At 70.2% G+C, this 26,465-nt stretch carries 27 protein-coding genes; 18 read left to right on the forward strand and 9 right to left on the reverse strand.

Features of this window, described 5'->3' with window-relative positions:
* Positions 1 to 274: 274 nt before the first annotated feature.
* The 6 genes from Aco04nite_RS38405 (at position 275) to Aco04nite_RS38430 (ending at position 7,156) form a co-directional block, all read left to right on the forward strand.
* Positions 275 to 892 (forward strand): hypothetical protein, encoded by a 618-nt coding sequence (locus Aco04nite_RS38405; protein ID WP_213002148.1) that lies wholly within the window; start codon positions 275 to 277, stop codon positions 890 to 892.
* Between the two features lie 63 nt (positions 893 to 955).
* Positions 956 to 1,123: a YdeI/OmpD-associated family protein gene (locus tag Aco04nite_RS49825; protein ID WP_280519472.1), complete on the forward strand. Its 168-nt coding sequence runs from the start codon at positions 956 to 958 to the stop codon at positions 1,121 to 1,123.
* 237 nt (positions 1,124 to 1,360) lie between these two features.
* Positions 1,361 to 2,938 (forward strand): serine/threonine-protein kinase, encoded by a 1,578-nt coding sequence (locus tag Aco04nite_RS38415; protein ID WP_213002150.1) that lies wholly within the window; start codon positions 1,361 to 1,363, stop codon positions 2,936 to 2,938.
* Between the two features lie 915 nt (positions 2,939 to 3,853).
* The gene (locus tag Aco04nite_RS38420; RefSeq protein WP_213002151.1) at positions 3,854 to 4,432 is read left to right on the forward strand and encodes a hypothetical protein; all 579 of its coding nucleotides are present in this window, start codon (positions 3,854 to 3,856) and stop codon (positions 4,430 to 4,432) included.
* Positions 4,429 to 5,988 (forward strand): signal peptidase I, encoded by a 1,560-nt coding sequence (locus Aco04nite_RS38425; RefSeq protein WP_213002152.1) that lies wholly within the window; start codon positions 4,429 to 4,431, stop codon positions 5,986 to 5,988. Before Aco04nite_RS38420 ends, Aco04nite_RS38425 begins: the two co-directional genes overlap by 4 nt.
* A gap of 97 nt (positions 5,989 to 6,085) precedes the next feature.
* A complete protein-coding gene (locus Aco04nite_RS38430) occupies positions 6,086 to 7,156 on the forward strand; it encodes a hypothetical protein (protein ID WP_213002153.1) in 1,071 nt (356 codons plus the stop codon).
* A gap of 51 nt (positions 7,157 to 7,207) precedes the next feature.
* On the opposite strand, the gene Aco04nite_RS38435 is transcribed toward Aco04nite_RS38430, so the two are convergent.
* The gene (locus Aco04nite_RS38435; protein WP_213002154.1) at positions 7,208 to 9,010 is read right to left on the reverse strand and encodes a bifunctional metallophosphatase/5'-nucleotidase; all 1,803 of its coding nucleotides are present in this window, start codon (positions 9,008 to 9,010) and stop codon (positions 7,208 to 7,210) included.
* A gap of 154 nt (positions 9,011 to 9,164) precedes the next feature.
* Between Aco04nite_RS38435 and Aco04nite_RS38440 the strand changes: the two genes are divergently transcribed.
* The 5 genes from Aco04nite_RS38440 to Aco04nite_RS38460 are packed head-to-tail and all read left to right on the forward strand — an operon-like array spanning position 9,165 to position 14,181.
* The gene (locus Aco04nite_RS38440) at positions 9,165 to 9,995 is read left to right on the forward strand and encodes a hypothetical protein (RefSeq protein WP_213002155.1); all 831 of its coding nucleotides are present in this window, start codon (positions 9,165 to 9,167) and stop codon (positions 9,993 to 9,995) included.
* A complete protein-coding gene (locus tag Aco04nite_RS38445) occupies positions 9,992 to 10,567 on the forward strand; it encodes a DUF4129 domain-containing protein (RefSeq protein WP_213002156.1) in 576 nt (191 codons plus the stop codon). Before Aco04nite_RS38440 ends, Aco04nite_RS38445 begins: the two co-directional genes overlap by 4 nt.
* Positions 10,568 to 10,569: 2 nt before the next feature.
* Complete coding sequence (locus tag Aco04nite_RS38450; RefSeq protein ID WP_213002157.1) at positions 10,570 to 11,883, forward strand: DUF4350 domain-containing protein; 1,314 nt, start codon at positions 10,570 to 10,572, stop codon at positions 11,881 to 11,883.
* Positions 11,880 to 12,854, forward strand: a complete 975-nt coding sequence (locus tag Aco04nite_RS38455; protein ID WP_203835032.1) for an AAA family ATPase — start codon at positions 11,880 to 11,882, stop codon at positions 12,852 to 12,854. The genes Aco04nite_RS38450 and Aco04nite_RS38455 overlap by 4 nt, the downstream gene beginning before the upstream one ends.
* 7 nt (positions 12,855 to 12,861) lie before the next feature.
* On the forward strand, positions 12,862 to 14,181 hold the full coding sequence (locus Aco04nite_RS38460; RefSeq protein ID WP_213002158.1) for a DUF58 domain-containing protein: 1,320 nt from the start codon (positions 12,862 to 12,864) through the stop codon (positions 14,179 to 14,181).
* On the opposite strand, the gene Aco04nite_RS38465 is transcribed toward Aco04nite_RS38460, so the two are convergent.
* On the reverse strand, positions 14,148 to 14,597 hold the full coding sequence (locus Aco04nite_RS38465; RefSeq protein WP_213002159.1) for a DUF6314 family protein: 450 nt from the start codon (positions 14,595 to 14,597) through the stop codon (positions 14,148 to 14,150). The genes Aco04nite_RS38460 and Aco04nite_RS38465 overlap by 34 nt on opposite strands.
* A 69-nt stretch (positions 14,598 to 14,666) precedes the next feature.
* Here Aco04nite_RS38465 and Aco04nite_RS38470 point away from each other — a divergent pair, with 69 nt between their 5' ends.
* The 3 genes from Aco04nite_RS38470 to Aco04nite_RS38480 all read left to right on the forward strand — a co-directional run bounded on the left by Aco04nite_RS38470 (position 14,667) and on the right by Aco04nite_RS38480 (position 16,628).
* Positions 14,667 to 15,230 carry a hypothetical protein gene (locus tag Aco04nite_RS38470; RefSeq protein WP_213002160.1) on the forward strand — a complete coding sequence of 188 codons (564 nt, stop codon included), beginning with the start codon at positions 14,667 to 14,669 and terminating at the stop codon, positions 15,228 to 15,230.
* On the forward strand, positions 15,230 to 15,757 hold the full coding sequence (locus Aco04nite_RS38475) for a DUF6886 family protein (protein ID WP_213002161.1): 528 nt from the start codon (positions 15,230 to 15,232) through the stop codon (positions 15,755 to 15,757). Before Aco04nite_RS38470 ends, Aco04nite_RS38475 begins: the two co-directional genes overlap by 1 nt.
* A 418-nt stretch (positions 15,758 to 16,175) precedes the next feature.
* Complete coding sequence (locus tag Aco04nite_RS38480) at positions 16,176 to 16,628, forward strand: DUF6232 family protein (protein WP_213002162.1); 453 nt, start codon at positions 16,176 to 16,178, stop codon at positions 16,626 to 16,628.
* A 200-nt stretch (positions 16,629 to 16,828) separates the two neighbouring features.
* Here the strand turns inward: Aco04nite_RS38480 and Aco04nite_RS38485 are convergent, their stop codons facing one another.
* Positions 16,829 to 17,689: a helix-turn-helix domain-containing protein gene (locus Aco04nite_RS38485; RefSeq protein WP_213002163.1), complete on the reverse strand. Its 861-nt coding sequence runs from the start codon at positions 17,687 to 17,689 to the stop codon at positions 16,829 to 16,831.
* Between the two features lie 128 nt (positions 17,690 to 17,817).
* Between Aco04nite_RS38485 and Aco04nite_RS38490 the strand changes: the two genes are divergently transcribed.
* Positions 17,818 to 18,075: a DUF397 domain-containing protein gene (locus Aco04nite_RS38490; RefSeq protein WP_244876608.1), complete on the forward strand. Its 258-nt coding sequence runs from the start codon at positions 17,818 to 17,820 to the stop codon at positions 18,073 to 18,075.
* Here the strand turns inward: Aco04nite_RS38490 and Aco04nite_RS38495 are convergent.
* The gene (locus Aco04nite_RS38495; protein WP_213002164.1) at positions 18,047 to 18,634 is read right to left on the reverse strand and encodes a DUF5753 domain-containing protein; all 588 of its coding nucleotides are present in this window, start codon (positions 18,632 to 18,634) and stop codon (positions 18,047 to 18,049) included. The two genes, Aco04nite_RS38490 and Aco04nite_RS38495, sit on opposite strands and share 29 nt — an antisense overlap.
* Before the next feature lie 62 nt (positions 18,635 to 18,696).
* Positions 18,697 to 19,716 (reverse strand): stage II sporulation protein M, encoded by a 1,020-nt coding sequence (locus Aco04nite_RS38500; protein WP_244876609.1) that lies wholly within the window; start codon positions 19,714 to 19,716, stop codon positions 18,697 to 18,699.
* A 16-nt stretch (positions 19,717 to 19,732) separates the two neighbouring features.
* Between Aco04nite_RS38500 and Aco04nite_RS38505 the strand changes: the two genes are divergently transcribed.
* A complete protein-coding gene (locus Aco04nite_RS38505) occupies positions 19,733 to 20,668 on the forward strand; it encodes an RDD family protein (protein WP_213002165.1) in 936 nt (311 codons plus the stop codon).
* On the opposite strand, the gene argS is transcribed toward Aco04nite_RS38505, so the two are convergent.
* A complete protein-coding gene (argS, locus tag Aco04nite_RS38510) occupies positions 20,663 to 22,285 on the reverse strand; it encodes an arginine--tRNA ligase (protein ID WP_213002166.1) in 1,623 nt (540 codons plus the stop codon). The genes Aco04nite_RS38505 and argS overlap by 6 nt on opposite strands.
* Before the next feature lie 209 nt (positions 22,286 to 22,494).
* On the opposite strand from argS, the gene dhaL reads away from it, so the two are divergent.
* Both dhaL and Aco04nite_RS38520 read left to right on the forward strand, forming a co-directional pair.
* Positions 22,495 to 24,156: a dihydroxyacetone kinase subunit DhaL gene (gene dhaL / locus Aco04nite_RS38515; RefSeq protein ID WP_213002167.1), complete on the forward strand. Its 1,662-nt coding sequence runs from the start codon at positions 22,495 to 22,497 to the stop codon at positions 24,154 to 24,156.
* Positions 24,114 to 24,554: a protein-tyrosine phosphatase family protein gene (locus Aco04nite_RS38520; RefSeq protein WP_308161716.1), complete on the forward strand. Its 441-nt coding sequence runs from the start codon at positions 24,114 to 24,116 to the stop codon at positions 24,552 to 24,554. The genes dhaL and Aco04nite_RS38520 overlap by 43 nt, the downstream gene beginning before the upstream one ends.
* Position 24,555: 1 nt before the next feature.
* Here Aco04nite_RS38520 and Aco04nite_RS38525 read toward each other — a convergent pair whose 3' ends face one another.
* The 3 genes from Aco04nite_RS38525 to Aco04nite_RS38535 form a co-directional block, all read right to left on the reverse strand.
* Positions 24,556 to 24,987 carry a PIN domain-containing protein gene (locus tag Aco04nite_RS38525; protein ID WP_213002168.1) on the reverse strand — a complete coding sequence of 144 codons (432 nt, stop codon included), beginning with the start codon at positions 24,985 to 24,987 and terminating at the stop codon, positions 24,556 to 24,558.
* Between the two features lie 177 nt (positions 24,988 to 25,164).
* Positions 25,165 to 26,028, reverse strand: a complete 864-nt coding sequence (locus tag Aco04nite_RS38530) for an ImmA/IrrE family metallo-endopeptidase (protein ID WP_213002169.1) — start codon at positions 26,026 to 26,028, stop codon at positions 25,165 to 25,167.
* 15 nt (positions 26,029 to 26,043) lie between these two features.
* Complete coding sequence (locus Aco04nite_RS38535; RefSeq protein WP_213002170.1) at positions 26,044 to 26,376, reverse strand: helix-turn-helix domain-containing protein; 333 nt, start codon at positions 26,374 to 26,376, stop codon at positions 26,044 to 26,046.
* Positions 26,377 to 26,465: the final 89 nt, after the last annotated feature.

A 26,465-nucleotide genomic window follows, 5' to 3' on the forward strand; every position in this document is an offset into this window, starting at 1 on the left:
CCTGCGGAAACCTTTCGCCGGGGGCGGCGTTGACTACCCCCGTCGGGTCCGGTGAAACTGCCCCGGACACTAATGCTCGAACCTGGCAGGTGGCTGTGTGCCACCCGTGAACCGGAGCAAGCGTACCCAGTGACGTCCACCGGTTTCCGGCCTGAGGCACGTCCACATCTGACGGGTGCCCGACGTAACGTCACGTTTGCGATTCGGCCGCGATGGGCAGGAGACCTGTGGATGACCTAGCGCCGGCACCGGCGAACGCAGGAGGTACAAGACGATGTTCTCTCGCAAGAGCACTGCCGAGCGCACCACCGCCCAGGCATGGGACTACCTGTCGACCGCGATGACCGCGGCCGGCGAGAGCGTCAAGGGCGCTGGACTGCACTCCGTCGACGTGGCGGGGACGAAGACGTCCGAGCTGGCCGACGCGGCGTCCAAGCACTCGCACAAGCTGGCCGGCAAGGCCGCCAAGCACTCCGACCGGCTGGCGGCGAAGGCCTCCAAGCAGTCCCAGCGCCTCGCCGACAAGGGTTACAAACTTGCCGACAGGGCGAGCACCAAGGGCTCCAAGCTCGCCGACAAGGCGAGCTCCAAGGGCTCGGAGCTCGCCGACAGGGCGACGACCCAGGGCTACAAGCTCTCCGGCAAGGCCGGCGCCAAGGTCAACGCGGCGACCGACGAGGCCTGGTCGCGGGCCAACCTCGCCGCGAACGCCCTCGCGGGCCGCAAGCCGGGCCTGCCCTGGGGCCTGATCATCGGCGCCAGCCTGATCGGTGTGGCCGCGGGCTGGCTGGCCGCCGCGACGGTGCGCGCCGCCGCCGAACGTCAGGCCGAGAACGAGGAGCTGGAGCTGGCGGAGACGGCGATCGTCGTCACGCCGACCTACGACAACTGACCTTCCGCTTCCGAGCGGGTGCCGGGTTTCCGGTGCCCGCTTTTGTCGTACCCCAGGCCTAGCGTGAGTGGCCTGGAAGCTGTCTTCTTCGCCAAGCCGGCCTCGTACCGCCGCGCTCCCGTGCATCGGGTGACGAGCGCCAAACGCTCCGAAACCCGGGACCGGCGGCTGACTCAATTGATCACCGACTCGGCGGCGTCGCGTACGGTGCCACCGTTGACCCGCCGATAGTGCGCTGGCTCACTCTTTCGGGGTGGCGGGCTGAGGTGGGAGCGGTGGGGATGGCGGTTCACCAGGGGATGATTGGACGTCACCCGGGAGGGGTACGGATTGTTCTTCGGTGTGCCCGATCCGCAACGCACCGACCTCGCCGTGGAGGGCAGGGAATCTGTATCGTGGTGCGCGGTTCGGAGGTAGGCAGGTTCATGGTCCGGTCGTGGCGACACCCGAGTAGATAAGGTCCTGCTGGTGCTCAGTTCGGGAAGTCTCCTGGACAACCGCTACCGGTTGGACGATCGCATCGCCACCGGTGGCATGGGTGACGTGTGGCGTGGCACCGATGTGGTGCTGGGCCGGACGATCGCCGTCAAGGTGCTGCGCACCGCGATGCTCACCGACCCCGAGTTCGCCGCCCGGTTCTACGGCGAGGCCCGGATGATGGCAGCGTTCCGGCACCCGGGCGTTGTCGAGGTCTACGACTACAGCGCCGGCAACGAGGGCGACGAGGAGCAGTGCGCCTACCTCGTCATGGCATTCGTGGACGGCGATCCACTGTCGGCCCGGCTGAAGGACCAGGGACGGATCGGGGTCGCCGAGACGATGTCGGTCGTCGCCCAGGCCGCCGAGGCCCTGCACGCCGCGCATGAGAACGGCACCGTGCACCGCGACGTCAAGCCCGGCAACCTCATCGTCAAGCCGAACGGCACGGTGATCCTGGTCGACTTCGGCGTGGCGCGTTCCGCCGCCGTGACCAGCGTGACCGGCCTGAACGCCATCGTCGGCACCGCCCTCTACATGGCCCCCGAGCAGGTCGCCAAGGGCAACGTCTCCCCCGCCACCGACATCTACGCGCTCGGCGCGGTCGCCTACCACTGCATCTCGGGTGTCCCGCCCTTCGACGGCGACAACGCGCTCCAGGTCGCACTGCGTCACCTCGAGGACGACCCGGAGCCGCTGCCCGACAGCCTGGCCCCGCAGGCCGTCCGCGAGCTGATCAGCCGCGCGATGGCCAAGAACCCCGCCGACCGCTTCCAGAGCGCCGCCGAGTTCGCCGAGGCCGCCCTGGCCGCTTCCGGTGCCCTCGACTGGCGCGCACAGACCGGCACCCGGACCGCCCTGGTCCGCCCCTCGGCCGCTCACACGGCCCTCGGCGGCGCACCCTCAACCGGCGCCTACGCCAACGTGCCCTACTCGACCGGCGCCCGGCTCGACCCGCGCTCGTCCCTGCACGGCCAGCCGCTCCCCAGCCAGTCGATGCACGGCCAGTCGATGTCCGGCACCTCCCTCACCAGGCCCATGAGCCCGGCCGGCCCCCGCGGCCCACTGCCCTCCCAGCGCAACCTCTTGGAAGCCGCCCCGCCGCAGCTCGCCCCGTCCCGGCCGCAGCAGACGAAAAGCCAGGTCGCCGTCCTCATCACGGTGATCGTCCTCTTCCTCGTCGCGATCGGCCTCGGCGTCGCCATCTGGAAATCCACGGGCAGCGACGCCGGCGAGCGCAAGACCCCCGGAATCGGCACCGTCCCGTCCCAGACGGACGCCACCGAGGAAACCGAGGACGACCCCACCGAGCCGACCGAAACCGAACAGACCGAGGCCCCCGCCAAGCCCAACAACCCGGCCCCGCTCCCCAGCCTCACCAGCAAGGCACCCCCGTCGTCCTCCCCCACCCCCACGGAACCCACCTCCGCCACCCCGACGACAACAAAAACCACCCCGCCGACGAGCAAGCCCACCAGCAAGCCGCCGACGGACCCCACCACCACTCCCCCGGACGAGGGCACCCCACCCCCGGAAGACCCCACCGACCCCGCCGCCGCCGGAGCCTGACCCCGCTGGCCGGTTCGCTGACCCCGGTGGTTGGCAGGCCGACCCCCATGGTCGTCTCGCCTGGCAGAGTTTGCTGACCTCGGTAGTTCGCTGACCTGGGCTTGACCGGCCCGAGCGGTCGGCAAAGCCCGAGCAATCCGCTGGCCCGAGCAATCCGCTGGCCCGAGCAGTCAGCAAGCCCAAGCGGTCGGCAGGCCTGGGCCACGGCTGGGGCCCGGGCGACTGTCGACCATCGCGCATCGCGCATCGCGAGCAGCACACCGGCGGCCAGCCTGAGCAACGGGCGGCCTCGCGCAGCGCGAGCAGCACTCCGGCGGCCGGCCTGAGCGACGGCCGGGTGCGTTCGCCGGCTACCGCCGAACGCACGCCGGGCAAGGGACAGGTCGGCGAACTCTCGGCTGGGCAGCAACCAGAGACCCTCCACCCGCAACCACCGGGCGGGTGACCAGAAACGGGCGAAGAGCGAGCAGCGGTTCAGTTTGCCGCCTCAGCGGCTGAAGACGAAGCCGTACTTCGCTCGGGTGATGTCAGGGTGAGGCGGCACTTCGCTTGGGTGGCGTCAGGTGAAGCTACCGACGCCGCACTTCGCCCGGGTGGCATGAGGGTGAAGCGGCCGATTTCCCCACCGGCCATGACCAGCGCCGGGACCCTGTTCTGCGTACTTCGATTACCGCGACCGGCGGCAGAACCGTTTCGGGCGGAACGGGTTGTCAGACGTTTATGGCGGCGGCAGGAATGTCAGACGTTATCGGGCGGGCAGCCCCGCGTGCCGATCTGCCTGCCCGATGCCCGCAGCTCAATGCCGGCTCAAGCCTGCCCCAAGCTTGGGTGTGACGCGGTTGCGACGCCTCAGGATCGGATTTCCGCTACCGATACGGGTCGGGCGAGAAAGCAAAGGACCAGGCGGGAGAAAGTATGCAACTCAGCAGGACCCATGTCGCCACCGTTGCCGGTGTTCTGCTGGGATTCGCGCTCACGTCCACCATGGTCGTGCGGACCACCCAGGCGGTCATCACCAGTTCCACCGCGACGCAGTCGAACACCTGGACCACCGGCGGCGCCGCGATCAGCAACGATGGTGCCATTTCGGCGAGTGCGGTGTTCAGTCAGGCCAATGACAGTCTGCTGGCCGGCGGGCAGACCGTCACCAAGTGCATCGCGGTGAAGTACACCGGTAATTCGGCGGCGCAGATCAAACTTTACGGGAGCAGCATCTCCGGCGGGCTGTCGAGCTATCTCGATCTGAAGATCGAGACCGGCACGGGTACGGCGAACGACTGCACCAACTTTGTCAGCGGCGGCACGCTCTTCAGCAGCGGTACGGTCGCGAGTTTCGGGTCGGCGAACAACAGCTACGCCAATGGGCTGGGTTCGTGGAATGCGACGCTGAACAATTCGCTGACGTACAAGTTCTCGGTGACCGTGCAGAATGTCGCCGGTGCGCAGAACGGTAACGCGTCCGCGGTGTTCAACTGGGAGGCCCAGGCGTCGTGACGTGGCCGGGGGTCGTCGGGCGGGGGCTGCTCGTCATGGTCGTCACCACCGTTCTCACGCTCACGGCGTGGACGGTGGTGCCGTTGCTGTGGGGCTGGCAGGCGTACACGGTGACCTCGGGTTCGATGGCTCCGCTGGTCCGGCCGGGTGATGTGGTGCTGGCTTCGCCGGGCATCGGCGCCGGTCCGAAGGTGGGGCAGGTCGTGGTGATCGCGCCGGCGACGGCCGGGGGTCAGCCGGTCACGCACCGGATCGTCGAGCGGCTGCCGGACGGCCGTTTCCGCACCCGCGGTGACGCGAACGCCCAGGCTGACTCGCGCCTCGTCGCCAAGGACCAGCTGATCGGGCTCGGTCGCGTCGTGGTTCCGCTGGCCGGTCTGGTACGCCTCCACGGCGGCCGCGTCGCGCCCGCCCTCGCCGGCCTGGCCGTCATCGTGTTCGCCCTGACCCGCCGCCGCAGACCCCGCCCACCGACCGCCGGCCAGCCCCGCCGCACCGCCACCGAACCCCGCCGCGCCACCAGCAAGACCCGCCGCGCCGCCGTCGGACCCAGCCGCGCCGCCGTCCACAGCGACGATCCGCCGGCTCAGGGCGGCCCATCGGCTCAGGGCGGCCCGGCAGTTGAGGACCGGCCGGTCGAGAAAGGCGATTCCTCCCAGCAGTTGAGAGGCAGAAGGAAGCGCGTCAACGCGCATGCCACCAAGCGGAAACGGCCGCGCGGAGCCGTGCGAAAGCGCCGGGGAACGCGCAGGCGGAACCGCCCTCGTGCAGGCGTGGCGCTCCTGGCCGTGCTCGGATTTGTTGTCATTACCAGTCTTGCCCGCCCGGGTACCGGCGCCGTCTATTCCGCGATCAGCCCGACCCAGGCGAACGCATGGAAGTCGAGTTACTTCTACACGGCGGCCGTCAAAGCGTCCGCCCCCGTCTCGTACTGGCGGATGGGCGGCGCCAGCACCACGTCGGTCGCCGACGAGATGGGCACCGTTCCGCTCGCTCTCTACGGAACCCCGGTCGTGGGTGCGGCCGGTGCGGTGAGCGTCGACCCCAATACCGCGACCAAATTCAAGAATGGCACCGGCCGTTCGTACGCGGGGGTCACCAGCGCCGCGCATTCGATCTCCGGACCGATGACGGTCGCGGCCTGGACGGACGGTATCGCGAACACGAACTGGCGCCTGGTCTTCAAGGGTGGCCCGGGCACCAACAAGCTCAACTATCTGCTCTCCTGGAGCAGCGATTCCGGCGTGGACATGCGTTTCCTCGTCGATGCCGGCGGCGTCCGGCAGGAGGTCAAGTCGAAATGGCCGACGACCGGCGGCTACCACTTCGTGGTGGGGGTCTATGACGGCACGGCGGCGAAGCTCTACATCGACGGCGTCATGACCGCGACCAAGGCCGCCGGCGGCACCCTGGCGGTCGACACGACGCTGCCGCTGACCGTGTCGGAGGACAACGCCTCCACCGGCCTGAACGGCTCCGTCGACGAGGTCGCGATCTGGAGCAGGGCCCTGACCGACACCCAGATCAGCACGTTCTACGCGTTGGCCCGGCAATAGCACGCAAAGGCATTCACTCAGGTCGGCCGAATATCGGCCGATGCAGTTGTTCTCGGCGCGGAGTTGCACCCCTGCCGCTACCGGAAAGGCCCCCCGAATGACGACGCAGATTCCGTACGGCTCCGAGAACGCCGACTATCCGTCGTTCGCCGCGGGGCACGCACAGTATCCGCCGGCCGGTTACGAGCACCCGATCGAGCCGCAGCCCGGCTACGCGCAGCCGCTCTACCCTCAGGAGGGCGGGGCCGCGTTCCCGCAGCCCACGCCGTACCCGCAGCCTCCGGCCTTTCCGCAGCCCCCGGCCCACCCGCAGCCCTCGGCCTTCCCGCAACCCTCGGCCTACCCCCAGCACCCCGCCCAGCAGAGCCCCGCAGCCCACACCCAGGCGCCCCACCCGCCTGCGCCCCAGAACTATGCGACTCCGGGTTACCCGGCGGATCAGACTTACGCGAACCAGCCCTATCCCACGAGCCAACAGGATCAGGACCAGCTGGTAGCAGCCCAGCAAGCCGCCGCCCAGCGAGCGATGGCCCAGGCCCAGACCGCCCAGCAGCAGCCCCCGGCGCAGCAGAGTTACACGCCGCAGGGCGTCTACCCGACAAATCCCCCCTGGGCGCCCACCGCGGCCGGCGGGGAAGCGGAACCCGGCTCCGCGTACGACAGCCAGGTCCCGGTTGTGGGTGGGCTGCTCGTTCCCTATCCGGAAGCGATGCGCAACGCGGCCAAGGCGCAGCCCCCGGCCCTCTGGCCGGTGGCGGTCCTGACCTTCTTCTTCAGTCTGGCCGGCGTGGTGTCGGCGGCCCGCCGGGCCAACCGGGCCCAGCGCGGCGGCAACAGCGGCGCCCCCTACTGGATCGCCTGGGCGGTGTCCCTGGTCGCCGGTTCGTTCGTCTGGTTCGTCATCTCGCTGACCGTGATCCAACCGGCGGTGACGGATTTCCTGGAGTCGCGGGCGCAGAGTGCGGTCGAGAACCAGGTGCTGCACGACGGGCAGCTGGCGAAGGCGAACATCACCGCGACGAAGGCGGAGTGCAACGCGGCGTCGGAGCGGCGGGCTGACGGCACCCGCGACTACCTGTGCAATCTGACGCTCAATGACGGCAAGACCGGGCAGGTCACGGTGACGGCCGACAAGGACGGCACCTGGAAGCAGATGGCCGCCAAGTAGAAGGCTCGTGGCGCACCCGACGGGGGGTCGGGTGCGCCACGGACAAATGCTTTAGAAGACGGGTACGCCCGCGCGCACGAGCTTCCAGTTCGGCACGTAGAAGTCGGCCGGGTCGATGGCGCCCTTGGCCTGCGCCCAGTCGATGAGCAGCTGGCGGATCTCCTGCTGCGCGTTGTAGACCTGCGTCTTCACGATGCCGGGGAAGTTGCCGCCGCCGCTGCGCCGGTAGTTGTTCACCGCCACCACGAACTGCGCGTCGGCCGCCACCGCGACGCCGGCGATCTCCAGGCGGGTGATGCGGGAGCCCACCGGCTGGCTGATGTCGATGTCGTAGTCGACGCCGGAGAGCACGTCGTAGTTGTAGTCCGGCACCGTGGAGTCGCTGATGGTCGCCGGGTCGGGCGTGGCGCCGACCGGCAGGGTCACGAAGTACTTGGCGGAATACTCCAGGTACGCCTTGACCTCGGCACCGGTGAGGACGACGGCCTCGAGCGTGTTGTCGTAGATGTAGAGCCCGGCCACGTCCTTGATCTTGACGTCGCCCTGCGGGAAGACCGCGGTGCGGCTGAACGGCGCGGCGATCGACAGGACCGGCAGCGACGCGTACGCGCCACCCGCCAGCGCCGTGGTCACCGTGTCGGTCTGCACCTTGTTGATGTAGTCCAGGATCGCCGTGTCCTTGTACCGCGACTCGGCGGCCGACAGTTCCTCGGTGGACGTGGCGACGACCTGGTTGACGTACGCGACCGTCTTGGTGTGCTGGGCCTTGACCGCGGCGAGCACCTTGGGGTCGGCGGTGACCGTGTTGGTGTTCAGCGTCGCCGACTTCTTGGTGGTGATGCTCCACCGGCCCTTGTCGCGGACCAGCGTGAAGTCCATCCGGGTGAGCCGCTGTCCCCACTTGGACGGCTCGGACAGCAGCACCTGCACACCGGTCTTGGTGTTGGTGACGAAGCGCTGCGCGACCTCGTTGTGCGCGTGCCCGAACAGGATCGCGTCGATGCCGGGAACCTGCTCGGCGATGAGCGCGCTCGGGTTCTCGTTGGGGATCTCGGGGCCGTAGCTGCTGGTCCCGCTGTCGCCGCCGTGCGCGGAGATCAGCACGAGATCCGCGCCGCGGGCCCGCATGATCGGCACCCACTTGGCCGCGGTCGCGACCATGTCGTTGAAGACCAGCTTGCCCTCGACGTTGGCCCGGTCCCAGATCGCGATGCCCGGGTTCGTCAGACCGAGAATGCCAACCCGCAGGGTCGGTGCGCCCTTACCGAGCGAGACCTTCTTGATGATGTACGGCGTGAAAGCGGGCTTGCCGCTCGAAGCGCCGACCGCGTTGGCCGCCAGCGCCGGGAAGCCCAGCTGACGGATCCAGAGGTTCAGCAACGGCAGCCCGTAGTTGAACTCGTGATTGCCCAGCGTGATGGCGTCATAGTTCAGCACGTTCATCGCCCGCGCCATCGGGTGCCGCTCACCGGTCGTGGTGATCGGCTCCTGCTTGGCGTAGTACGTCGCGAGCGGCGTGCCCTGGATCGTGTCACCGGCGTCGAGCACCAGCGTGGCCTTGCCCTTGCGCTCGGTCCTGATCTGGTTCACCAGGGCGGCGAGCTTCGCGACACCGACGTCGTTGTGCGCGCTGTCGTCGTACTCCAGGTCCTTGTAGTAGTCCCAGTTGTAGACGTTGCCGTGCGTGTCGGAGGTGCCGAGCACGGTCAGGTCGTAGGTCTTGGGGGCAGGAGCGCCGCCGTGCCCGCCCTTGCCGTGCGCATCGGCAGCACCGGCGAGGAAAACAGGAGCGGCGACACCGGCGGCAGCGGCACCGAGCACGCTACGCCGTGATACGCCCGTGGGGAGGGTCATACCCGAACCTTTCGAAGGGAGGTCACGGACGCCTTGTGGGCGCCCATCGAGGCACCATAGCTGCGAATGCATCGATCGGCGAGATCAACAACGTGAACGTAACCGGGCCGGGTCGTGACCCATGGGGATGGCCGGATCCCATAGGATCGCGGCCATGTCTGCGCAGCCTGATCTGCCGCTGCGTCCGATGACGCTCGGTGAGCTGCTGGATGCCGCCATGACGCTGTTGCGGGCCCGGGCGTTGCCGCTGCTGGCCACCGCGTTCGTGCTGGCGGGGCTCGAGCAGGCGGTGCTGGTCCCGTTGCGGGGGTTCGCGCAGGTCAGCGCGCCGCTCTATCTGCCCGAGGACGGGCATTTCGGGGCCTGGTGGACGCTGGTGTCGGCCGGGTTCGGCATCGAGGGCTTCATCATCTGCGTGCTCGGGGCGCTCGCCGCCGCGGCTGCCGGGCCGGCCCTGGTGGGGCAGAGCGTCCGGGACAGGGAGCTGTGGACGCGGATGCGGCCGATCAGCACGCTGGTCACCGCGATCGTGCTGGGGACCATCTGCGGGATCGCGGCGTTCGCGGGGTTCGTCGGGTGGATTTTCGCGTACGGGCTGTTCGGCCTGGTCAGCGGCGTGATCGTGATCGACCGCGCGGGGCCCTCGTTCGTGCGCGCGGCCCGGCTGGCGTCGCGCGGGGGGCTGCGGGGCGTGTGGACGAGGCTGGCGGCATATCTGACGTGGCTCGCCGTGCGGGTCGTGCTCGGTGCCGGGTGGGTTGCCGCGTTCGACCTGTTCACCGGTGGCGGGCTGCCCGACTGGTCGAGCTGGGCCGCACCGATCGCGTGGACGCTCGCGAACACCGTCGCCTATGCGGCGCTCGGTTGTGTCGACGCCGTGCTGGTCCTGGAGACGCGGATCCGCACCGAGGGGCTGGACATCGCCGTCAGCAGGGCGCGCAGCCGCGGTGAGGATCCGGCGGTCGCGCTGGTGTGGGCGCCGTGACCCGCGTCTGGGACGAGTTCGTCGCGTCCGTCTTCGACCACGTCTCCCCCGGCCTGCTGCTGCTCCTGATGCTCGCGGCGGCCGGGCTGCTCGGCTCGCTCTGGTACTGGTATCCACGCTGGATCCCGCGCCGCTGGCCACGTCTCCCCACTTGGAAGAAGCGGGCGAAACGCCCCAAGACCAAGAAAGCGCCGGCACCGAAGAAGGACGAGGAAGAGGAAGAAAGCGAGCCGCTCTTCGAGCCGGAGGTCGTGCTGCCCAACGGCATGCTGCTCGCCGACCGTCTGGCCTCGGAGGGCCGCTACGCGGAGGCGATCCGCCAGCGGCTGCGTGACGTGGTCGGCGACCTGACCGCGGCCGGGGTCGTCTCCCCGCTGCCGGGCACCACCGCCGCCGAGGTCGCCGCGTCCGCCGCCCAGCATCGACCCGCGGTGGCGGCACCGCTCGGCGGCGCGACCGACCTGTTCTCCGAGGTCTGGTACGGCGACCGCCCCGCGGACCGCGTCCACGACGATCACATGCGAACCCTGACCGGCGAGGTCCGAAGCAGGATGACGGGCGGCGCACGATGAGGATGCCGAGACTGAGGAATCCGCGCCGCCTGCGTCTGATCATGCCGTTCGCCGTGGTGCTGGTGCTGGTGGCGCTGACCGTGATCGTCCACGTGGTGCAGCAGCCCGACCCGACCGACGCCTCGTTCCTGTCCCCCACGAGCACCGCGGGTGACGGTGCCCGGCGTCTCGCCGATGATCTGACCCGCGACGGCGTGCGTATCGACGTGCGGAGCACCAGCCCGGAGGCGATCGAGGCGGTCGGCGACGGCGACGCCGTGACGCTGCTCGTGACCACGCCGGAGCTGGTCAACCCTTACTACCTGGAGCGGCTGGCCCTGCTGCCGCCGCGGGTCCGGGTCGTCATGGTCGCGCCGGGCTCCGACGCCGTGTACGCCGCCGGCCTCGACGTGGTGGTCACCGGGCCACGCTGGACAGCCGCCGCGCCCCAGCCGGGGTGCACCGAGGACTTCGCCCAGGCCGGGCCTGCGGCGACCCTGCGCTGGCGCTACGACACCGGCGACTTCCGCACCGAACCTGTGCGCTGCTATTCCGACAGCGTGGTCGAGGTGAAGAACCTGACGATGGTCGGGGCGGCGGACCCGTTCCGCAACGACCGGGCCGACGAGTACGGCAACCGCGCGCTCGCCGTCAGCCTGCTCTCCCGCTACGGCCGGCTGATCTGGCTGGACCTGCACGAACGCGAGAAGGCGCCGCCGGAACCGACCGCGCCGACCGCCGAGCCCGACCCCGCCGAGCCGACCCCCGACCCGGACTCCACCGAGCCGTGGGACGACGATCCGTCGAACGACGACGGGGAGCCGGCCCCGGTGACCGAGGACCCGAGCGGGCAGCCGGGCGAGCAGAGCAACGACGGCGGGGGCGTGGCCGGGAGTCCCCTGGCACAGGCCTTCCCGCCCGCCGTCTGGGCGACGCTCGCGCTGCTGCTGCTGGCCGGGATCGCCCTGGCGCTGGCCTCGGCCCGCCGGTTGGGCACGCCGGTCGCGGAGCCGTTGCCGGTCCAGGTCAGGGCCGCCGAGACCGTACGCGGCCTGGGCGGGCTCTACCGCAGGGCCCGCGCCCGCGGCACCTCGCTGGCGACCGTGCAGGCCGCCGCGCGTACCCGGCTGATGGTGCATTTCGGGATGCCGGCCGACAGCACGGTCGATGAGGTCGCCCATCGGGTGGCCGCGCAGACCGGCCTGCAGGAGAACGAGGTCCGGCATCTGCTCGGCGGTGGGGTCGAGGACAGCGACGAGGAGCTGGCCCGCGCCGCCTCGGACGTGCAGCGGCTGGTCAGGACGGTTATCAGCAATGAACGAGGGGATCTGACGTGACGTCTTCCGCATCCGGCGACTCCGCCTCGGCCCGGGACGCGCTGCAGCGTCTGCGGGCCGAGGTCGCGAAGGCTGTCATCGGCCAGGACGCGGTGGTCGGCGGCGTGATCATCGCGCTGCTCTCCGGCGGCCATGTGCTGCTGGAGGGCGTGCCCGGGGTGGCGAAGACGCTGCTGGTGCGCGCGCTCGCCGCGGCGCTGGACCTCGACACCAAGCGGGTCCAGTTCACCCCCGACCTGATGCCGGGTGACGTGACCGGCTCGCTCATCTACGACGCGCGCACCGCCGCGTTCAACTTCCGCGCCGGGCCGCTGTTCACCAACCTGCTGCTCGCCGACGAGATCAACCGCACCCCGCCGAAGACCCAGGCGGCGCTGCTGGAGGCGATGGAGGAGCGCACGGTCAGCACCGACGGCGAGACCCGCAAGCTGCCGGAGCCGTTCATCGTGGTGGCAACGCAGAACCCCATCGAGTACGAGGGCACGTATCCGCTGCCCGAGGCGCAGCTCGACCGGTTCCTGCTCAAACTCGCCGTGCCGCTGCCGGAGCGCAACGAGGAGCTCGGGGTGCTGCGGGCCCACCACATGGGCTTCGACCCGCGGGACCTGAAGGCGGCCGGGGTCGGCCCGGTCGCCAACGCGCACGACCTGGCCGCGGGGCGTGAGGCCGTACGCCGCGTCGCCGTCGCCGAACCGGTCCTGGAGTACGTCGTCGACCTGACCCGGGCGACCCGGGTGGCCCCCGCGCTGGAGCTCGGTGCCTCCCCGCGTGGCACGACGGCGCTGCTCGCCGTCGCCAAGGCGCGGGCGTGGCTCAGCGGCCGCGAGTACGTCATCCCGGACGACGTGAAGGCGTTCGCGATCCCCGTGCTGCGCCACCGGGTACGGCTGCGCGCGGAAGCCGAGCTGGACGGCGTCACCACCGACTCGGTGCTGCGTTCCGTGCTCGGTGCCGTCCCGGCGCCCCGCTGAGCCGGCCGTGATCACGAGGCGCTTCGCGCTGCTGCTGGCGCTGGGCGTGCCCCTGCCGGCGCTGCTGCCCGCGCCGTGGCTGCTGACCGCCGCCGTGCTGGCGCTCGCGCTCGCCGCGGCGGCGCTGGACGCCGCTGTCGCTGCGCCGCTGAACGGCGTGACGCTGCGTCGCGACGGCGCCGAGACGTTGTGGCTGGGAGCGACGACGACCACGACACTGACGGTCACCAACACGTCGGGGCGTCCGATGTGGCTCCGGCTGCGTGACCGCTGGGTGCCGTCGGCCGGCGCGGACAACGCCGAGCACCGGCTGCGGCTGCTCGCCGGACAGGAGCAGACGATCACCACGACGCTGACCCCGACGCGGCACGGCGACCGGCCCGCCGTGCGCGTGACGCTGCGGTCGTACGGGCCGCTCGGGCTCGCGTACCGGCAACGGCGGCAGCGCTGGAACGAGGCGATCACACCGGAGTGGACACTGCGGGTGCTGCCGCGTTTCCCGTCGCGGCGGTTGCTGCCCGAGAAACTGGCCAAGCTGCGGATCTTCGACGGCGCCGTGGTCACCCGGGGACGTGGACAGGGCACCGAGTTCGACGTGCTCCGGGAGTACGTGGTCGGCGATGACGTGCGGTCGATCGACTGGCGGGCTTCCGCGCGTACCCATGATGTGATGGTCCGGACCTGGCGCCCCGAGCGGGACCGCCGCGTGGTCTGTGTCCTCGACACCGGCCGCACCTCCGCGGCCCGCATCGGCGACGAACCCCGCCTCGACGCCGCGATCGACGCCGCGCTGCTGCTCGCCGTGCTCGCCTCGAAGGCCGACGACCGGGTCGACCTGCTCGCGGTGGACTCCCAGGTCCGGGCGCGGGTCGAGGGCGGCGGTCACCGCACCAAGCTGCCCCGGCTGATCAGCTCGATGGCGGCGCTGGAGCCCCGCCTCGTCGAGACGGACTTCGGCCCGGCGGCGAGCGACCTGCTGCGCCGCGGCCACAAGCGCGCCCTCGTCGTGATCTTCTCGGCGCTGGACGCCGCCCCGATCGTGGAGGGTCTGCTGCCGATGCTCGCGCGGCTCACCACCAAGCACCGGGTGATACTGGCCAGCGTGCGTGACCCGGAGACCGCGCAGCTTGCCGAGCTGCCCGGCGAGGGCGCGAGCGCGGACGACGTACACCTGGCCGCTGCCGCCGAACTCGCCCTGGCCGAGCGTGGCCGGGTCCGTGCCCTGCTGGAACAGCAGGGCGTCATGGTCGTCGACGAACCCCGCGAGACCTTCGCCTCGAAGGTCTCCGATGCCTACCTCGCGCTGAAGGCCGCCGGCCGGCTGTAATACGTCACCAGGTCGTAGTCCTTACCGGGCCCACCGGCGTGCCAGGTCTCCACGAACGAATCGGGCCCGGTGATCAGCCCGGTCACGGTGTAGAGATCCGCCCCGCAGAGATGATCCGCACCCCACCGCTGATCCCGAAGATCCAGTTCATAGAACGGACGACCATCAGCGAAACGTACGCCCACCGCGGACCCGACCCCGGCCACGTAGACCAGCCGCCGCGACGCGGGACCCCGATGCTCAGCGAACCGGAGCTCGCCCTCTTCCTCGTATCGCAGCGTTTCCCGCACGTCGTCCCACTCGAAGCTCGCGTGCCCGGTGAAGAGACCGTTGTGCCCGGACCGGCGATCGGTGATGTCCCGCCGGACCACCCACTCACCGTGCAGAAACTGCAACGGCGTGCTCCCACTCACCATCGCCGCCCGCCCTCCATGTCGCAGGTAGCCACGCTACGCCGACCACGCTCCCCCGCTAATCTCCCCTACGTGAAACTGTTCCTGGGCGAGGGCGCGACGAGCACGCTCGTGGGCCGGCGCGCCCCCGCCGCGTCGGTGCCGTGCGACCAGGACGACTTCCGCCGCGACGCCGCGGTCCTCACCCTGCACCACTGGCCGTCGCTGCGCCGCCACCTCGACCTGGACGACCCCAGCCCCACCCTGGCAACCGCGCTGTGGGACCTCGCGGGCATCCTGACGGACCGCGCCCGGGTGCGGGAGAGCCAGCTCCAGCTCGGCGCCCTCGACCAGGGCATCCCCGCCGGCAGCCACCTCCGCGCCGAGGTCGCCGAACGGGTCCTGCGCGCCCAGGCCCGCATGTCCCAGCTCGACGCGAACGTGGAACGCCAGGTCGAGCATCTGGCCCGGCTCGCCGACGAGACGGCCGAGTTCATCCGCGAGCAGCAGGCCCTCCGCAAAGCCGAAGCGATCCTCCGCAAAGCCGACTACCTGCTGGACACCGACAACACCCCGCACCCCGGCTCCACCACGGCCGCGGACCTCACCGACCGGACCACGGCCGTGCTGGCCGCCTATCAGGAACTCACCCGCTGATGCGCCCCGGACCAGGCCAGGTGCTGCACTTCTCGGAGGACCCGGCGATCGAGCGGTTCGTGCCGCAACCGGGCGCCTTCGTGTGGGCCCTCGATCACGATCGGGCCCCCGACTACTGGTTTCCCCGGCAGTGCCCCCGCGCGATGGCCTGGACCGTCGCGACGACCTCCGACGCCGACCGGGACCGGATCATCGGTGCCGGCTGCGGGACCCGGGTCCATGCGGTCGAGTACGCCTGGCTGGAGACGATCAGAACCGTCCAGTTGTACGCCTACCGCCTCCCCGCCGCACCCTTCCGCCCGCTGCCCGACCCGCACGCCGTCGTCACCACCGGGGCCGTCGATCCGCTCGGCCCTCCCGAGCTCGTCGGCAACCTGTTCGACCTGCACGAACAGGCAGGCATCCAGCTCCGCGTCCTCCCGAACCTCTGGCCCTTCTGGCACTCCGTCACCACCAGCACCCTCGGATTCAGCGCCATCCGCCTCCGCAACGCCAAGCCCCCGACCACCCCCGCCCCTGCCCCGTAGAGCCGCCGCACGCCGGGCCGCCACACGCCTGACACCCAGCCCGCCGCATACCAGACCCCAGCCCGCGGCCTCGCCGCCCCGCCGCACGCCGGGCTGCCGCACGCCGCCCCGCCGCACGCCGGGCTGCCGCAGGCCATTTCGTCGGCCATCGCACGCTGTGCAAGCGGAAAATAGGGAATCGGGCTTAATCAACGTTCAGTCTGGCGCTGGAAGGCACGAACCGGGCATAAAGATTTTCTTTCGCCCGCATTCGCCCTGGCTAGCCCCATTCTGATGATGAGCAAGCGGACATAAAGCCCAAATATCCTCGACTGCAAAGCGCAGACAGCGGTCCGCCGACTGCCAACTCAGGAACGACTCTTGCTGTTGGCGTATGTCAGCCCTGACCATGATGTCTTGAGGGTCACGGGAGGTAGCCATGACAGTTGAGTCCGGTACCGCAGTTCCGGGGCAGAGCGGCTGGGTCGTGTATTACGACGGGCCGGGAGTGGTCGTCACGAGCTGGTATGTCATGAACGCCGCGGGCCGTTATCCGGTGACGTCGCTGACGGAGGTCCGGCAGGTGCACCTGCGGTCCGGCGGCCCGAGGCTGACGGCGGTGATCGCCGGCGCGACCGCGGTGATCGTGGCGGTGCCCCTGTCCGTTCCGTTCGGGTACGCCGCCCTGCTGGTCGCCGCGGCCGCCGCGGTGGTGGGAGGCATCGCCGCACAGGTGGTCGACCGCCGGTACAACCCGCGATGGATGGCGTTGTGGGCCACTCACCAGGGGCGCGACATCGAGCTGTTCGGTTCGTCCGACAAGCAGCAGTTCGAGCAGGTCCGGCGCGCGGTGATCCGAGCCGTGCAGATCAACCGGGACCCCTGGTCATGACCGGCCCGCAACGAGGGCCGAGCGCGCCGAGGCCGGGCCGCAATGACGGCCAGCCGCAATGACGGCCAGCCGCAGTGACGGCCAGCCGCAGTGAGAGCCGGGCCGCAACGAGGGCCGAGCCGCAATGAGGGCCGGGCGCCATGACGGCCGAGCCGCAGGGAGGGCCGAAGGGAGGGCCGAAGGGAGGGCCGGGCCGATGGTTATGACAGCCCGGCCCGGATGCCGCGGATCAGGTCGAGCGCCGCGTCGCCGGTCAGGCCGACGGTGAGCAGTTCGCGCATGATCTCGCCGTAGACGGCGGTGAGCTCCTGGTCGAGCGACAGGTCGTCGGTCGACGCGGCGGCCTCCACGAAGAGAACGTCCGGGTCGGCGGTGCCGGCGAATTCGAGTAGTTCGAAGGTGCCGCCGAGGCCCGGGTGCCGGTCCAGCTCGATCGGGGTGACGGCGAGCGTGTAGGCATTCTCCCTGGCCAGCGTGAGCAGGTGGTCGAGCTGACCGGCGAGCACCGCGCGACCGCCGACCGGGCGGCGCAGGGTGGACTCGTCGATGACCGCGACGATGCGCGGTGGTGCGGGCTGCAGGAGGCGTTCCTGGAAGGCCCGCTGACGGTCGAGGCGCAGGTCGACGCGGGCCTGCACGTTCTCGCTGGCCGGGTCCTCGCGGATGGAGATCGACGTGATGGCCTGGGCGTAGCCGGGGGTCTGCAGCAGGCCGGGCACGAACAGCATCTGCCAGATGTTGATCGTGGAGGCTTCGTTCTCGTAGGCCACGAACCGCTGATAGTCGCCGTTGAGCCGGTGCTTGCTGTACCACTGGCGGGTGCGCGACCGGCGGGCCAGGCTCGCCAGGGCGACGACCTCCGCCTCGTCGCGCAGGCCGTAGAGGGCCAGCAGCGCGCGCACCTCGAGGGGCTGGACGGTGACGTCGCCCTTCTCGATCCGGCTCAGTTTCGACGGTGACCAGTCCATCCTGGTCGCGACGGTGTCGGTGCTGAGACCGGAGCTGTCGCGGAGCTCGCGCAGCCGCAACCGCAGCCGCTCGCGGGCGACCGTAGGGCCCACCGAATCGGATCTGCGGACTGAATCGGGTCTGCGGGCTGAATCAGGCATGTGAGCCCGCACGTGAATCTGCGTTCTGCAACCTGCCGAAGTCCATTCGCGGAATTCTACCTGACATATGCTTCCTGCCAATGTCCACTGAGGAAAAGGGGGCGCTTGCGATCCCATGCACAGCGCCGGATATCGGGTACGTTGAGACGATGAGCGACCGGAGCGACCTCATCTGGCGGACCAGTTCCCGCAGTGGCGGCGGCAGTTGCGTGCAGATCGCCGCCGACACCGATCAGGTGCTCATCCGCGATTCCAAGAATCCCGCGGGGCCGGTATTGAGCTTCGACCGGACCGCTTTCCGGGAATTCATCACCTTCGTGAAAGAGTCCGCTCGCTGAGTTCGGCCACGCGCGCCGAGCCGATCAGCGCGTCGATCCGGGCGCGGCAGGACGCCAGCACCTGCGGGTCGGTCGCGATCCGGTCGCCGTCCGGAGCCTCGAAGAACGCGGCTGCCATGACACCGTCACGTTCGATGATCTCGGTCGGGCCGGCCAGTCCGGCATGCGCGCCGCGGTCCAGCATCGCGACGAAGATGCGGACCGTGGGGTAACGCGCGGACGTCTCGAGCAGGTGGCCGAGCTGCTTGTCCATGACGGTCTCGTCGCCAACCCGCCGGCGCAGTACCGATTCGTCGACCACGACCGTGAGCCCGGGCGGCTGCTCCCCGTCGAGCCGCTCGCGGAAGCCGGCCGCCCGGCGCATCCGCAGGGCCACCTTGTCGTGGACGAAGGAGTCGCCGAACGCGCCGAGCATCGCGGCGGCGTACTCCTCGGTCTGCAACAGGCCGGGCAGGAACAGCGGCTGGTTCTGCAGGATGTGGGTCGCTTCGCGTTCCAGCTCCAGGAGCTGCACGAACGCGTCCGAAGCCCACGCCGGGGCCGTGTTGTCAGGAACCACGTTGTTCCCACCCTCCGAAGTCTGCCAAGTGCAATCTGCGAAATGCAGAATAGAGCACTGAGCTACCCCATGGGGATGGAAGCGACCGTGTGCTCGGGGGCGAGCTCCGACGTCTCGCCGCGGCGGTGTGCGGCGGCGCCGACGCCGAGGGCGTACCAGAGGAAGGCGGCCCAGACCGTGAGGCCGATGCCGATGCGGACCGGATCCGGCCAGCCGGACGGAGTCACGTAGGCCTCGAGGACCCCGGAGACGAGCAGCATGACGACCAGGCCGAGGGCGACCAGCATGCCGGCGCGGGCCCGCTCGGCGAGCGCGCGACCCCGGGTGCGGTGCGGGCCGGGGGCGATCCAGGCCCAGCCGATGCGCAGGCCGACGCCGGCCGCGACGAAGATCGACGTGAGCTCCAGGAAACCGTGCGGCAGGATGTAGGTCCAGAACGTCGAGCTGTTGCCGGTGTAGACCATCGTCCCGCCGACGAGCCCGATGTTGAGCAGGTTCTGCCCGAGGACGTAGATCACGGGCAGGATCAGCACGCCGGACGCGAGGCACTGCCCGGCGATCACGGCGTTGTGGGTCCAGACCTCGGCGGCGAAGTTCTGCGCCTGGAACTCGCTGTAGTAGTCGACGAACGAGCTGGTGGCCGTCTCGGAATCCAGGCCGCCCGGCGAGAGCGACTCGATGATGTCCGGGTGCGAGCCGAAATACGCGATCAGCACGCCACCGACCAGCACGTTCAGCACCATCACGACGAGCCACCAGCGCCGCGAGCGGTAGAGCTCCAGCGGCAGCGTCGTCGTGAAGAAGCGGGCCAGCGGCTGCCAGGAGAAGCGGCGGCTGCCGGTCACCGCCGAGCGGCCCGCGAGCACGAGCTGGGAGAGCGACGCAAGCAGGATCGGGTCGGCCGAATGGCTGCGCACGACGGAGAGGTGGGTGGCCGCGCGCTGATAGAGCAGCACCAGCTCGTCGGCCTCGTGCGCGTCGAGGCGGCGACGCCGGGTCAGGGCCTCGAGGCGGTTCCACTCGCCGCGGCGTTCGCTGACGTACGCGTCCAGGTCCACCGCCGCAGCGTAGCGGGCGGCCATCGGGTTAACTACCCGCATGAGTGTGGTGCCGGTCGCGGACGTACAGCTCGTCAACGGCGAGGCGGTGGAGGTCGACATCCGGCATGCCCGGGTCGGCTCGCGCGGGCTCGCGCTGCTGCTCGACCTGATGATCCAGGTGCTGATCGCGCTCGCGGTCTTCATCGCCGGCACCGCGATCGCCGAGGGGCTGGTCCGGAACCTCGTCGACGACGCGTTGCTCAACGCCATGATCACCATCGCGATCGCGGTCGGCTTCATCGCGTACCCGACGGTTGTCGAGACCCTCACCAACGGCCGGAGCCCGGGCAAACGCGCGATGGGCCTGCGGGTCGTGCGGGAGGACGGCGGGCCGATCCGGGTCCGGCACGCGCTGACCCGCAGCCTGATCGGTTTCGCGGTGGAATGGCCGGGCCTGCTGTTCCCACCGTTCACCTGGGCGGTCGCGCTGACCACGATGATCTCCTCGCCCCGCGGCCGGCGGCTCGGCGACCTGGCCGCCGGCACGTTCGTGGTGCATGAACGCGCCGCGGTGCCGTGGGGCTGGGTGCCGTCGATGCCGCCGCACCTGGGCGCGTGGGCGAGCGCGCTCGACCTCACCAACCTCGACGACGACCTGGCCCTGGCGTCGCGGCACTACCTGGCGCGGGTCCGCGACATCAAGGAGCCGATGAACTCCCGGCTGGCGAACGGCCTGGCCGCCGAGGTGAGCATCCGGATCGCCCATCCGGCACCGCCCGGCGTGCCGCCCTGGATGTTTCTCAGCGCGGTGCTGGCCGAGCGGCGCCGCCGGGCCGGGGAGCGGGTGCACGCGACCCGCGCCCTGACCCAGCGGATCTGGCCCGGTTTCGGCCGCGCGCAGTGGCCGTCGGCCGGCGGCCCGACCTGGGATCCCTCGGTCACCCACCCGCCGATTCTCGGGATCGCGAAGGAACGCCAGGGCGACAACCTATAGCTGGGCAGGTGTCGCGATTCCCAGGAGATCCAGTCCCCGCCGCAGCGTGCGACCTGTCAAGAGACAAAGGGTCAACCTGCTCTCCCGTACGCCCGGAGCAGCCTTCAGGACTGGGCATTGCGCAAAGAACGTGTTGAACAGCGCCGCCAGCCCGTACAGGTACGCGGCGAGCCGGTGGAACTCCAGCGAATCCGCCACGCCGTTCACGACGGGTTCGAAGGCGAGCAGTTCGAGGGCCAGCGCCCGCTCGGCCGGTTCGCCCAGCGTCACGCCCGCGGTGAACGTCCCGGCCTTGTCGAGGATCGAGCTGATCCGGGCGTACGCATATTGCAGGTAGGGTCCGGTGTTCCCGGTCAGCGCCAGCATCCTGTCCCAGTCGAAGACGTAGTCCGAGCGCCGGTCCGCACCCAGGTCGGCGTACTTCACGGCGCCGATGCCCACCGCAGCGGCGACGGCCGGGTCGGGGTTGAGGACGGCGGCCCGCGTCACGGCCTCGTCGAGCAGCGCGGCGAGCGGGACGGCGTCACCGGACCGGCTCCGGAACATCTTGCCGTCGGGTCCCAGCACCGACCCGAACTCGACGTGCTCGGCGCTCACGGTATCCGGCAGCCAGCCGGCCGCCCTCGCCACCGCGAACACCATCTCGAAATGGGTGCGCTGCGGGCTGCCGACGACGTACAGCAGCCGGGTCGCTCCTGCTGAGAGAGTCCGGTGCCTGAGCGCGGCGAGGTCCGTGGCGGCGTACCCGAATCCGCCGTCGCTCTTGCGAACGATCAGCGGGAGCGGCCCGCCCTGCCTGCTCACGAACCCGGCCGGCCACGCGCACAGCGCACCGTCGCTCTCGGTCAGCAGCCCCTTCGCCTCCAGCTCGGCGACAACCGACGCGAGCCGATCGTGATAGCTGCTCTCCCCGGCGAAGTCCCGCTCGGTGAGTGTCACCCCCAGCCTCTGGTACGCCGTGAGCAGCTGATCCTTCGTCCCGGCGACCAGCTTCCGCCAGAGATCCAGCGTCTCCTCATCCCCCGCCTGCATCTTCACGACCCGCAGCCGCGACCGCTCCTGAAACTCGGGGCTGCTCGCGAACAGCGCCCGGGCGTCGAGATAGGTCCCGCCGGGATGCTCGAGCAGATATTCGATGAGCATCCCGAACGACGTCCCCCAGTCGCCGAGATGGTTGGCCCGCACGACGTCGTGCCCGAGCCACTCCAGGATCCGCGCGGCGGCGTCCCCGATGACGGTCGAGCGCAGATGCCCGACGGTCAGCTCCTTCGCCGCGTTGGGCCCCGAGTAGTCCACGATCACGGTCTGCGGCCGCTCGACCCGGGGCACGCCGAGCCGCACGTCGCCGGCCAGCTCGGTCAGCGCCGCGGCGATCAGCTCGTCGGCGACGGTGAGGTTGACGAACCCCGGCCCGGAAACCTCCGCGGTGGCGAGCCCCGCCAGGTCGGCACGGGCCACCAGGTCGGCGGCGATGTCCCGCGGTGCCCGGCCCAGGGTGCGGGCCAGCGGCAGCGCAGCCCCGGACTGGTAGTCGGCGTGCGGTGAGCGCCGGACGGCCGGGTCGGCCCCGTCCAGTGCCGGACCGAGCCGTGCGGCGAGAAGAGCTTCGAGATTCATCGGTAACCCATCGGTACGCGGGGCGGCGGGCCCACCGATGGTCCTGTCCTTCGACACCGGCGGGAAACCCACCGGTGGAGGACATGTGTCAGCTCAGCTGTTCAGTCCGTTTGCCGGCGCTTGCTTTTCCGGCGTCGCTCGCAACTGATGCTGTACACGAGCGCCATCTTAGCGGGTATTTTCCCGCTGATGCGAGCAGAATCGGCCGGGTGAAGAAGCTCATCAATGCTGCCGGCGACGTGGTCGGCGAAGCCCTCGACGGGCTCACTCTCACCAGCGCCGGCATCGCCCGGCTGGCGGGCTCCACCACCGCCGTCCGCTCCGACATCGACAAGGTACGTGCCGCGGGCCAGGTGGCCCTCCTCTCCGGTGGCGGCGCCGGACACGAACCGGCCCACGCCGGCTATGTCGGGCCGGGCATGCTGACCGGCGCGGTGGCGGGCGAGGTCTTCACCTCCCCGTCGGTCGACGCCGTCCTCGACGCGATCCGCGCGGTCGCCACCCCCGGCGGCGTCCTGCTGATCGTCAAGAACTACACCGGTGACCGGCTCAACTTCGGCCTCGCCGCCGAGCTGGCCCGCACCGAGGGCATCAGCACCGAAACCGTCGTGGTCGCCGACGACGTGGCCCTCGCCGAGGTCTCCGGGACGGGCCGCCGCGGCATCGCCGGCACGGTCCTGGTCCACAAGGTCGCCGGGGCCGCCGCCGACGCGGGCCTGTCCCTGAGCGAGGTCGCCCGCCTGGCCCGCCGCGTCGCGGACACGGTCGGCTCGATGGGCCTGGCCCTCAGCGCGTGCACGGTCCCGGCGGCGGGACAGCCCGGCTTCCTGCTCGACGAGGACGAAGCCGAATGGGGCCTCGGCATCCACGGCGAACCCGGCGTGGAACGGGCCACGCTGCCCCCGGTCGCGGAGGTCGCCGCACGCCTGATCACCACGATCGTCGAGGACCGCGGCATCACCTCCGGCAGCCAGGTCGCCCTGCTGGTCAACGGTCTCGGCGCCACCCCGCCCATGGAACTCTCCATCGTGGCCGACGCCGCCATCCGCGACCTTCGCAAACGCGGCATCACCGCTACCCGGGTCTGGGCGGGCACGTTCCTGTCCGCCCTCGACATGGCCGGCGTCTCGATCAGCCTCCTGCCCGTCGACGAGGAACTCCTCGGCCTGCTCGACGCCCCGACGACGGCACCGGCGTGGCCGCGTACCGAATCCACCGCCGAAGGCACCGTCCTGCCGGCACCACCCGGTGTTCTTCCCGAAAGCGGAACCCTTGCCGCTTCCGACCCTGTGCGCCGCGCCCTCGAAGCCGTAGCCGAAACCCTCATCGCCCACCGCGACGAACTCACCGCGATGGACCGCGAGGTCGGCGACGGAGACCTCGGCATCAGCCTCGCCCGCGGCGCGGCCGCCATCCTCGCCGAAACCCCCACCTACCCCGGCGAGCAGGGCCCGGCCGCGGTCCTGCGAGCGGTCTCAGCATCGGTACGCCGTGACGTCGGCGGCACCTCCGGCCCGCTCTACGCCATCCTCCTGCTCCGCGCAGCCGCCGCCCTCGAGGAAACCGGCTCCTGGCCCGCCGCCCTGCAGGCCGGCACCGACGGCATCCGCGACGTAGGCGGCGCCGAGGTCGGCGACCGAACGATGATCGACGCCCTCTCCCCCGCAGCCGAAGCCCTCGCCACCGGCGGCACCCTGGCCGCCGCCATCACCGCCGCCCGCACCGGCACGGACCACACCGCCACCATCACCGCCCGCCTGGGCCGCTCCAGCTACCTCGGCGACAGAGTCCTCGGCCACCCCGACCCCGGCGCGTACGCTGTGGTGCTGTGGCTGGAAGCAATCTCGGCGGCCCTGAGCCCCACCACCTGACCTGGCACCCCGACGGGCCCGGCGTGCTCCCCCTGCCGTCGGGCCGCCTCATCCGGGGCCGAGCCCTGCGCCGCCCGCCCCTCGACCCACCCGCCGACCTCACCATCCGCCTGCTCGGCCGAGGCGGCGACATCCACTGGCCCGACTTCTGGCTCCCCACCGACCGAGCCCACGCCTACGCGGTTCTCCACGAGGCTTGGACACGCTCCGCCACCGAGCGCGTAGAACTCGCCTGCAAAGGCGGCCGCGGCCGCACCGGCACAGCCCTCGCCTGCATCGCCATCCTCGACGGCATCCCACCCGCAGAAGCAGTCACCTACGTCCGCACCCACTACAGCCCCCACGCCGTAGAAACTCCTTGGCAGCACCGCTACGTCCAAAATTTCACCGGCGGCTGAGTTACCAGTGGGCGGGTGCCAGCAGGTCGGTCTTCACAAGCGGCGGGAGACCGTCGTCGAGCGTGCGCAGGCGCTCGTAGATGTCGCGCATCGCATTCCTGTCGGGGATATGCGGGCTGCCGGCTGCTCGCTTCAGGACGGTCAGCGTGCTGAACAGCGCTATTGCGCCCACCGGGTAGCCCTGCGCCCGGAGACGTCGCAGACGCATCAACTCCGCGCTCGCGATCTGTGATCCGGGACCGTCGTCGATGAGAACGATGACCGCGACGCCGGCTTCGGCAGCGACGACGGCGTGAGCGATGACCATGAGCTCGCCAAGGTCTTTCGCATGGCGCACCCGCTCGTGCATAGGTTGCCGGGAGACCCGATAGATCACCCTGTCCAATTCGGGGGTGACCTCGTCGGAGAGGACCTCGATCCATCGTGGCGTCAACTTGCGCCAGACTGTCGCTGCGGCCTGAAAGCGGCTGTCCTCTCTGGCTTTACCTCAGCACCTCGCCTCGGACGGTCTCCGGCACGCTCAACGGGCCCAGGACGCTCATGAGAAGACGCTCTTTGTTGATCGAGAAGAAGTTCAGACTCGGTCCGGCATCGATGATCGGCCGTTGGGTCATCGCCCCGCGGCCTCCGTGCGTGACTCGGCGGCAACGTCCGGCGCGTTGAGATCCTGGTCGAGAGCCGCCCAGTCGATCTCGATGTTCGGGGACTCGGACGGATCAGCCCACACGACCGGCCGCTCGGCGGGGGTGATGCCGGCCTCGCGCAGCTCCGCTTCAACAGTTTCCAGAGGAATTCCGCGCAGCGTCGCGATGGCCTGGGCAGACAGCACACCTTCTACATAGCCGTTGATCGCGCGAGCGAGCAGCCGTTGGGGCGCTCTGCGCCGGTCGGAATCGATTCGCAGTGCTTCATATTGGTCGCTCCACCCGAAGCCGACTGCCAGACGACGGGTGGACAGGACCATCCAGCTGTCCTTCGTGGCTGCGTCCAGATATCCGACCTGCTGCAACGCTATGGCGGCGATGGCGGGGGACACCAGGAACCGTTGCACGACCGACGAAAGCGTCGCATGGGTTGCCGGCTTCCCCGTGCCGAGGAACTCCCGCAGTCCGTCAATCGGCAGCAGCATATGGCGGGCAAAGGCATCGGCGCGGACCTCTGCCCGGGACCGGCCGCCTCGCTTGCCGGGAGTGCTCTCCGTCCAGTCGCCGAACTGCACGTGCCCCAGCTCGTGAGCGAGGGTGCTCCGCTGCCGCATGGGATTTCTCGTGCGGGCCACCCCAATGATCACGGTGTTGTGTTTCGGATCGCGCATCGTAAGGCCGTGCTCGTCAGGCCCGGCATCGAGCACGGCCACATCGATGCCGGCTGTCTGCTCAACGATCGCAACAAGGTCGCCCAGCGGCTGCAGGCCCAGTCGGTGCTCCCGACGGAACCGCTCGGCGGCGCCACGCCCTTCCGTTTCTGCGCTCATGCCTGTCCGCCCATCTCAGATCGTGGCCGGGATGGCCTGGTCGTCCAGGTAGTCGTCCAGGTCCAGGAAGTGCAGGAGCGATCGGCGCATGTCTTCCATGTCGCAGTCGCTGGTCGCGCGTGCCACGAACTCGACCCGATCGGCGACGGTCTCCAGCCCGGTGAGTTGCGCGACGGTGTGTCCGGTCGCCCAGGCGATCGTCATGATCTCGGGCATCTTCGCGACGCGATCCCCGGCGATGATCCGCGACAGGGTGGGCTGAGAAATGCCGGTCAGATCCGCGAGAGCGCGCTGACTCAGACCTGCCGCAGCACGTGCCCGTTCTATCGATGCGCCTACATCAGCCATCGCCACACTCCCGAGCTGAATCAAACTTCCTGGCCGTGATTCAGCCTACGCGGGTTTCCACTTGATCGCACTCCGCGCGAGCCGACGAG

The organism is Winogradskya consettensis, from assembly GCF_018332715.1.
Taxonomy (GTDB): domain Bacteria; phylum Actinomycetota; class Actinomycetes; order Mycobacteriales; family Micromonosporaceae; genus Actinoplanes; species Actinoplanes consettensis.

What these genes read in the sequence shown, in the direction of transcription:
- Aco04nite_RS38490 (WP_244876608.1), top strand. Translation starts at nt 17,818, where the DNA reads ATGTCCACTGAGGAAAAGGGGGCGCTTGCGATCCCATGCACAGCGCCG.
- Aco04nite_RS38535 (WP_213002170.1), bottom strand. Translation starts at nt 26,376, where the DNA reads ATGGCTGATGTAGGCGCATCGATAGAACGGGCACGTGCTGCGGCAGGT.
- Aco04nite_RS38475 (WP_213002161.1), top strand. Translation starts at nt 15,230, where the DNA reads ATGCGCCCCGGACCAGGCCAGGTGCTGCACTTCTCGGAGGACCCGGCG.
- Aco04nite_RS38505 (WP_213002165.1), top strand. Translation starts at nt 19,733, where the DNA reads ATGAGTGTGGTGCCGGTCGCGGACGTACAGCTCGTCAACGGCGAGGCG.
- Aco04nite_RS38440 (WP_213002155.1), top strand. Translation starts at nt 9,165, where the DNA reads ATGTCTGCGCAGCCTGATCTGCCGCTGCGTCCGATGACGCTCGGTGAG.
- Aco04nite_RS38480 (WP_213002162.1), top strand. Translation starts at nt 16,176, where the DNA reads ATGACAGTTGAGTCCGGTACCGCAGTTCCGGGGCAGAGCGGCTGGGTC.
- Aco04nite_RS38500 (WP_244876609.1), bottom strand. Translation starts at nt 19,716, where the DNA reads ATGGCCGCCCGCTACGCTGCGGCGGTGGACCTGGACGCGTACGTCAGC.
- Aco04nite_RS38430 (WP_213002153.1), top strand. Translation starts at nt 6,086, where the DNA reads ATGACGACGCAGATTCCGTACGGCTCCGAGAACGCCGACTATCCGTCG.
- Aco04nite_RS38420 (WP_213002151.1), top strand. Translation starts at nt 3,854, where the DNA reads ATGCAACTCAGCAGGACCCATGTCGCCACCGTTGCCGGTGTTCTGCTG.
- argS (WP_213002166.1), bottom strand. Translation starts at nt 22,285, where the DNA reads ATGAATCTCGAAGCTCTTCTCGCCGCACGGCTCGGTCCGGCACTGGAC.
- Aco04nite_RS38450 (WP_213002157.1), top strand. Translation starts at nt 10,570, where the DNA reads ATGCCGAGACTGAGGAATCCGCGCCGCCTGCGTCTGATCATGCCGTTC.
- Aco04nite_RS38405 (WP_213002148.1), top strand. Translation starts at nt 275, where the DNA reads ATGTTCTCTCGCAAGAGCACTGCCGAGCGCACCACCGCCCAGGCATGG.
- Aco04nite_RS38530 (WP_213002169.1), bottom strand. Translation starts at nt 26,028, where the DNA reads ATGAGCGCAGAAACGGAAGGGCGTGGCGCCGCCGAGCGGTTCCGTCGG.
- Aco04nite_RS38435 (WP_213002154.1), bottom strand. Translation starts at nt 9,010, where the DNA reads ATGACCCTCCCCACGGGCGTATCACGGCGTAGCGTGCTCGGTGCCGCT.
- Aco04nite_RS38465 (WP_213002159.1), bottom strand. Translation starts at nt 14,597, where the DNA reads ATGGTGAGTGGGAGCACGCCGTTGCAGTTTCTGCACGGTGAGTGGGTG.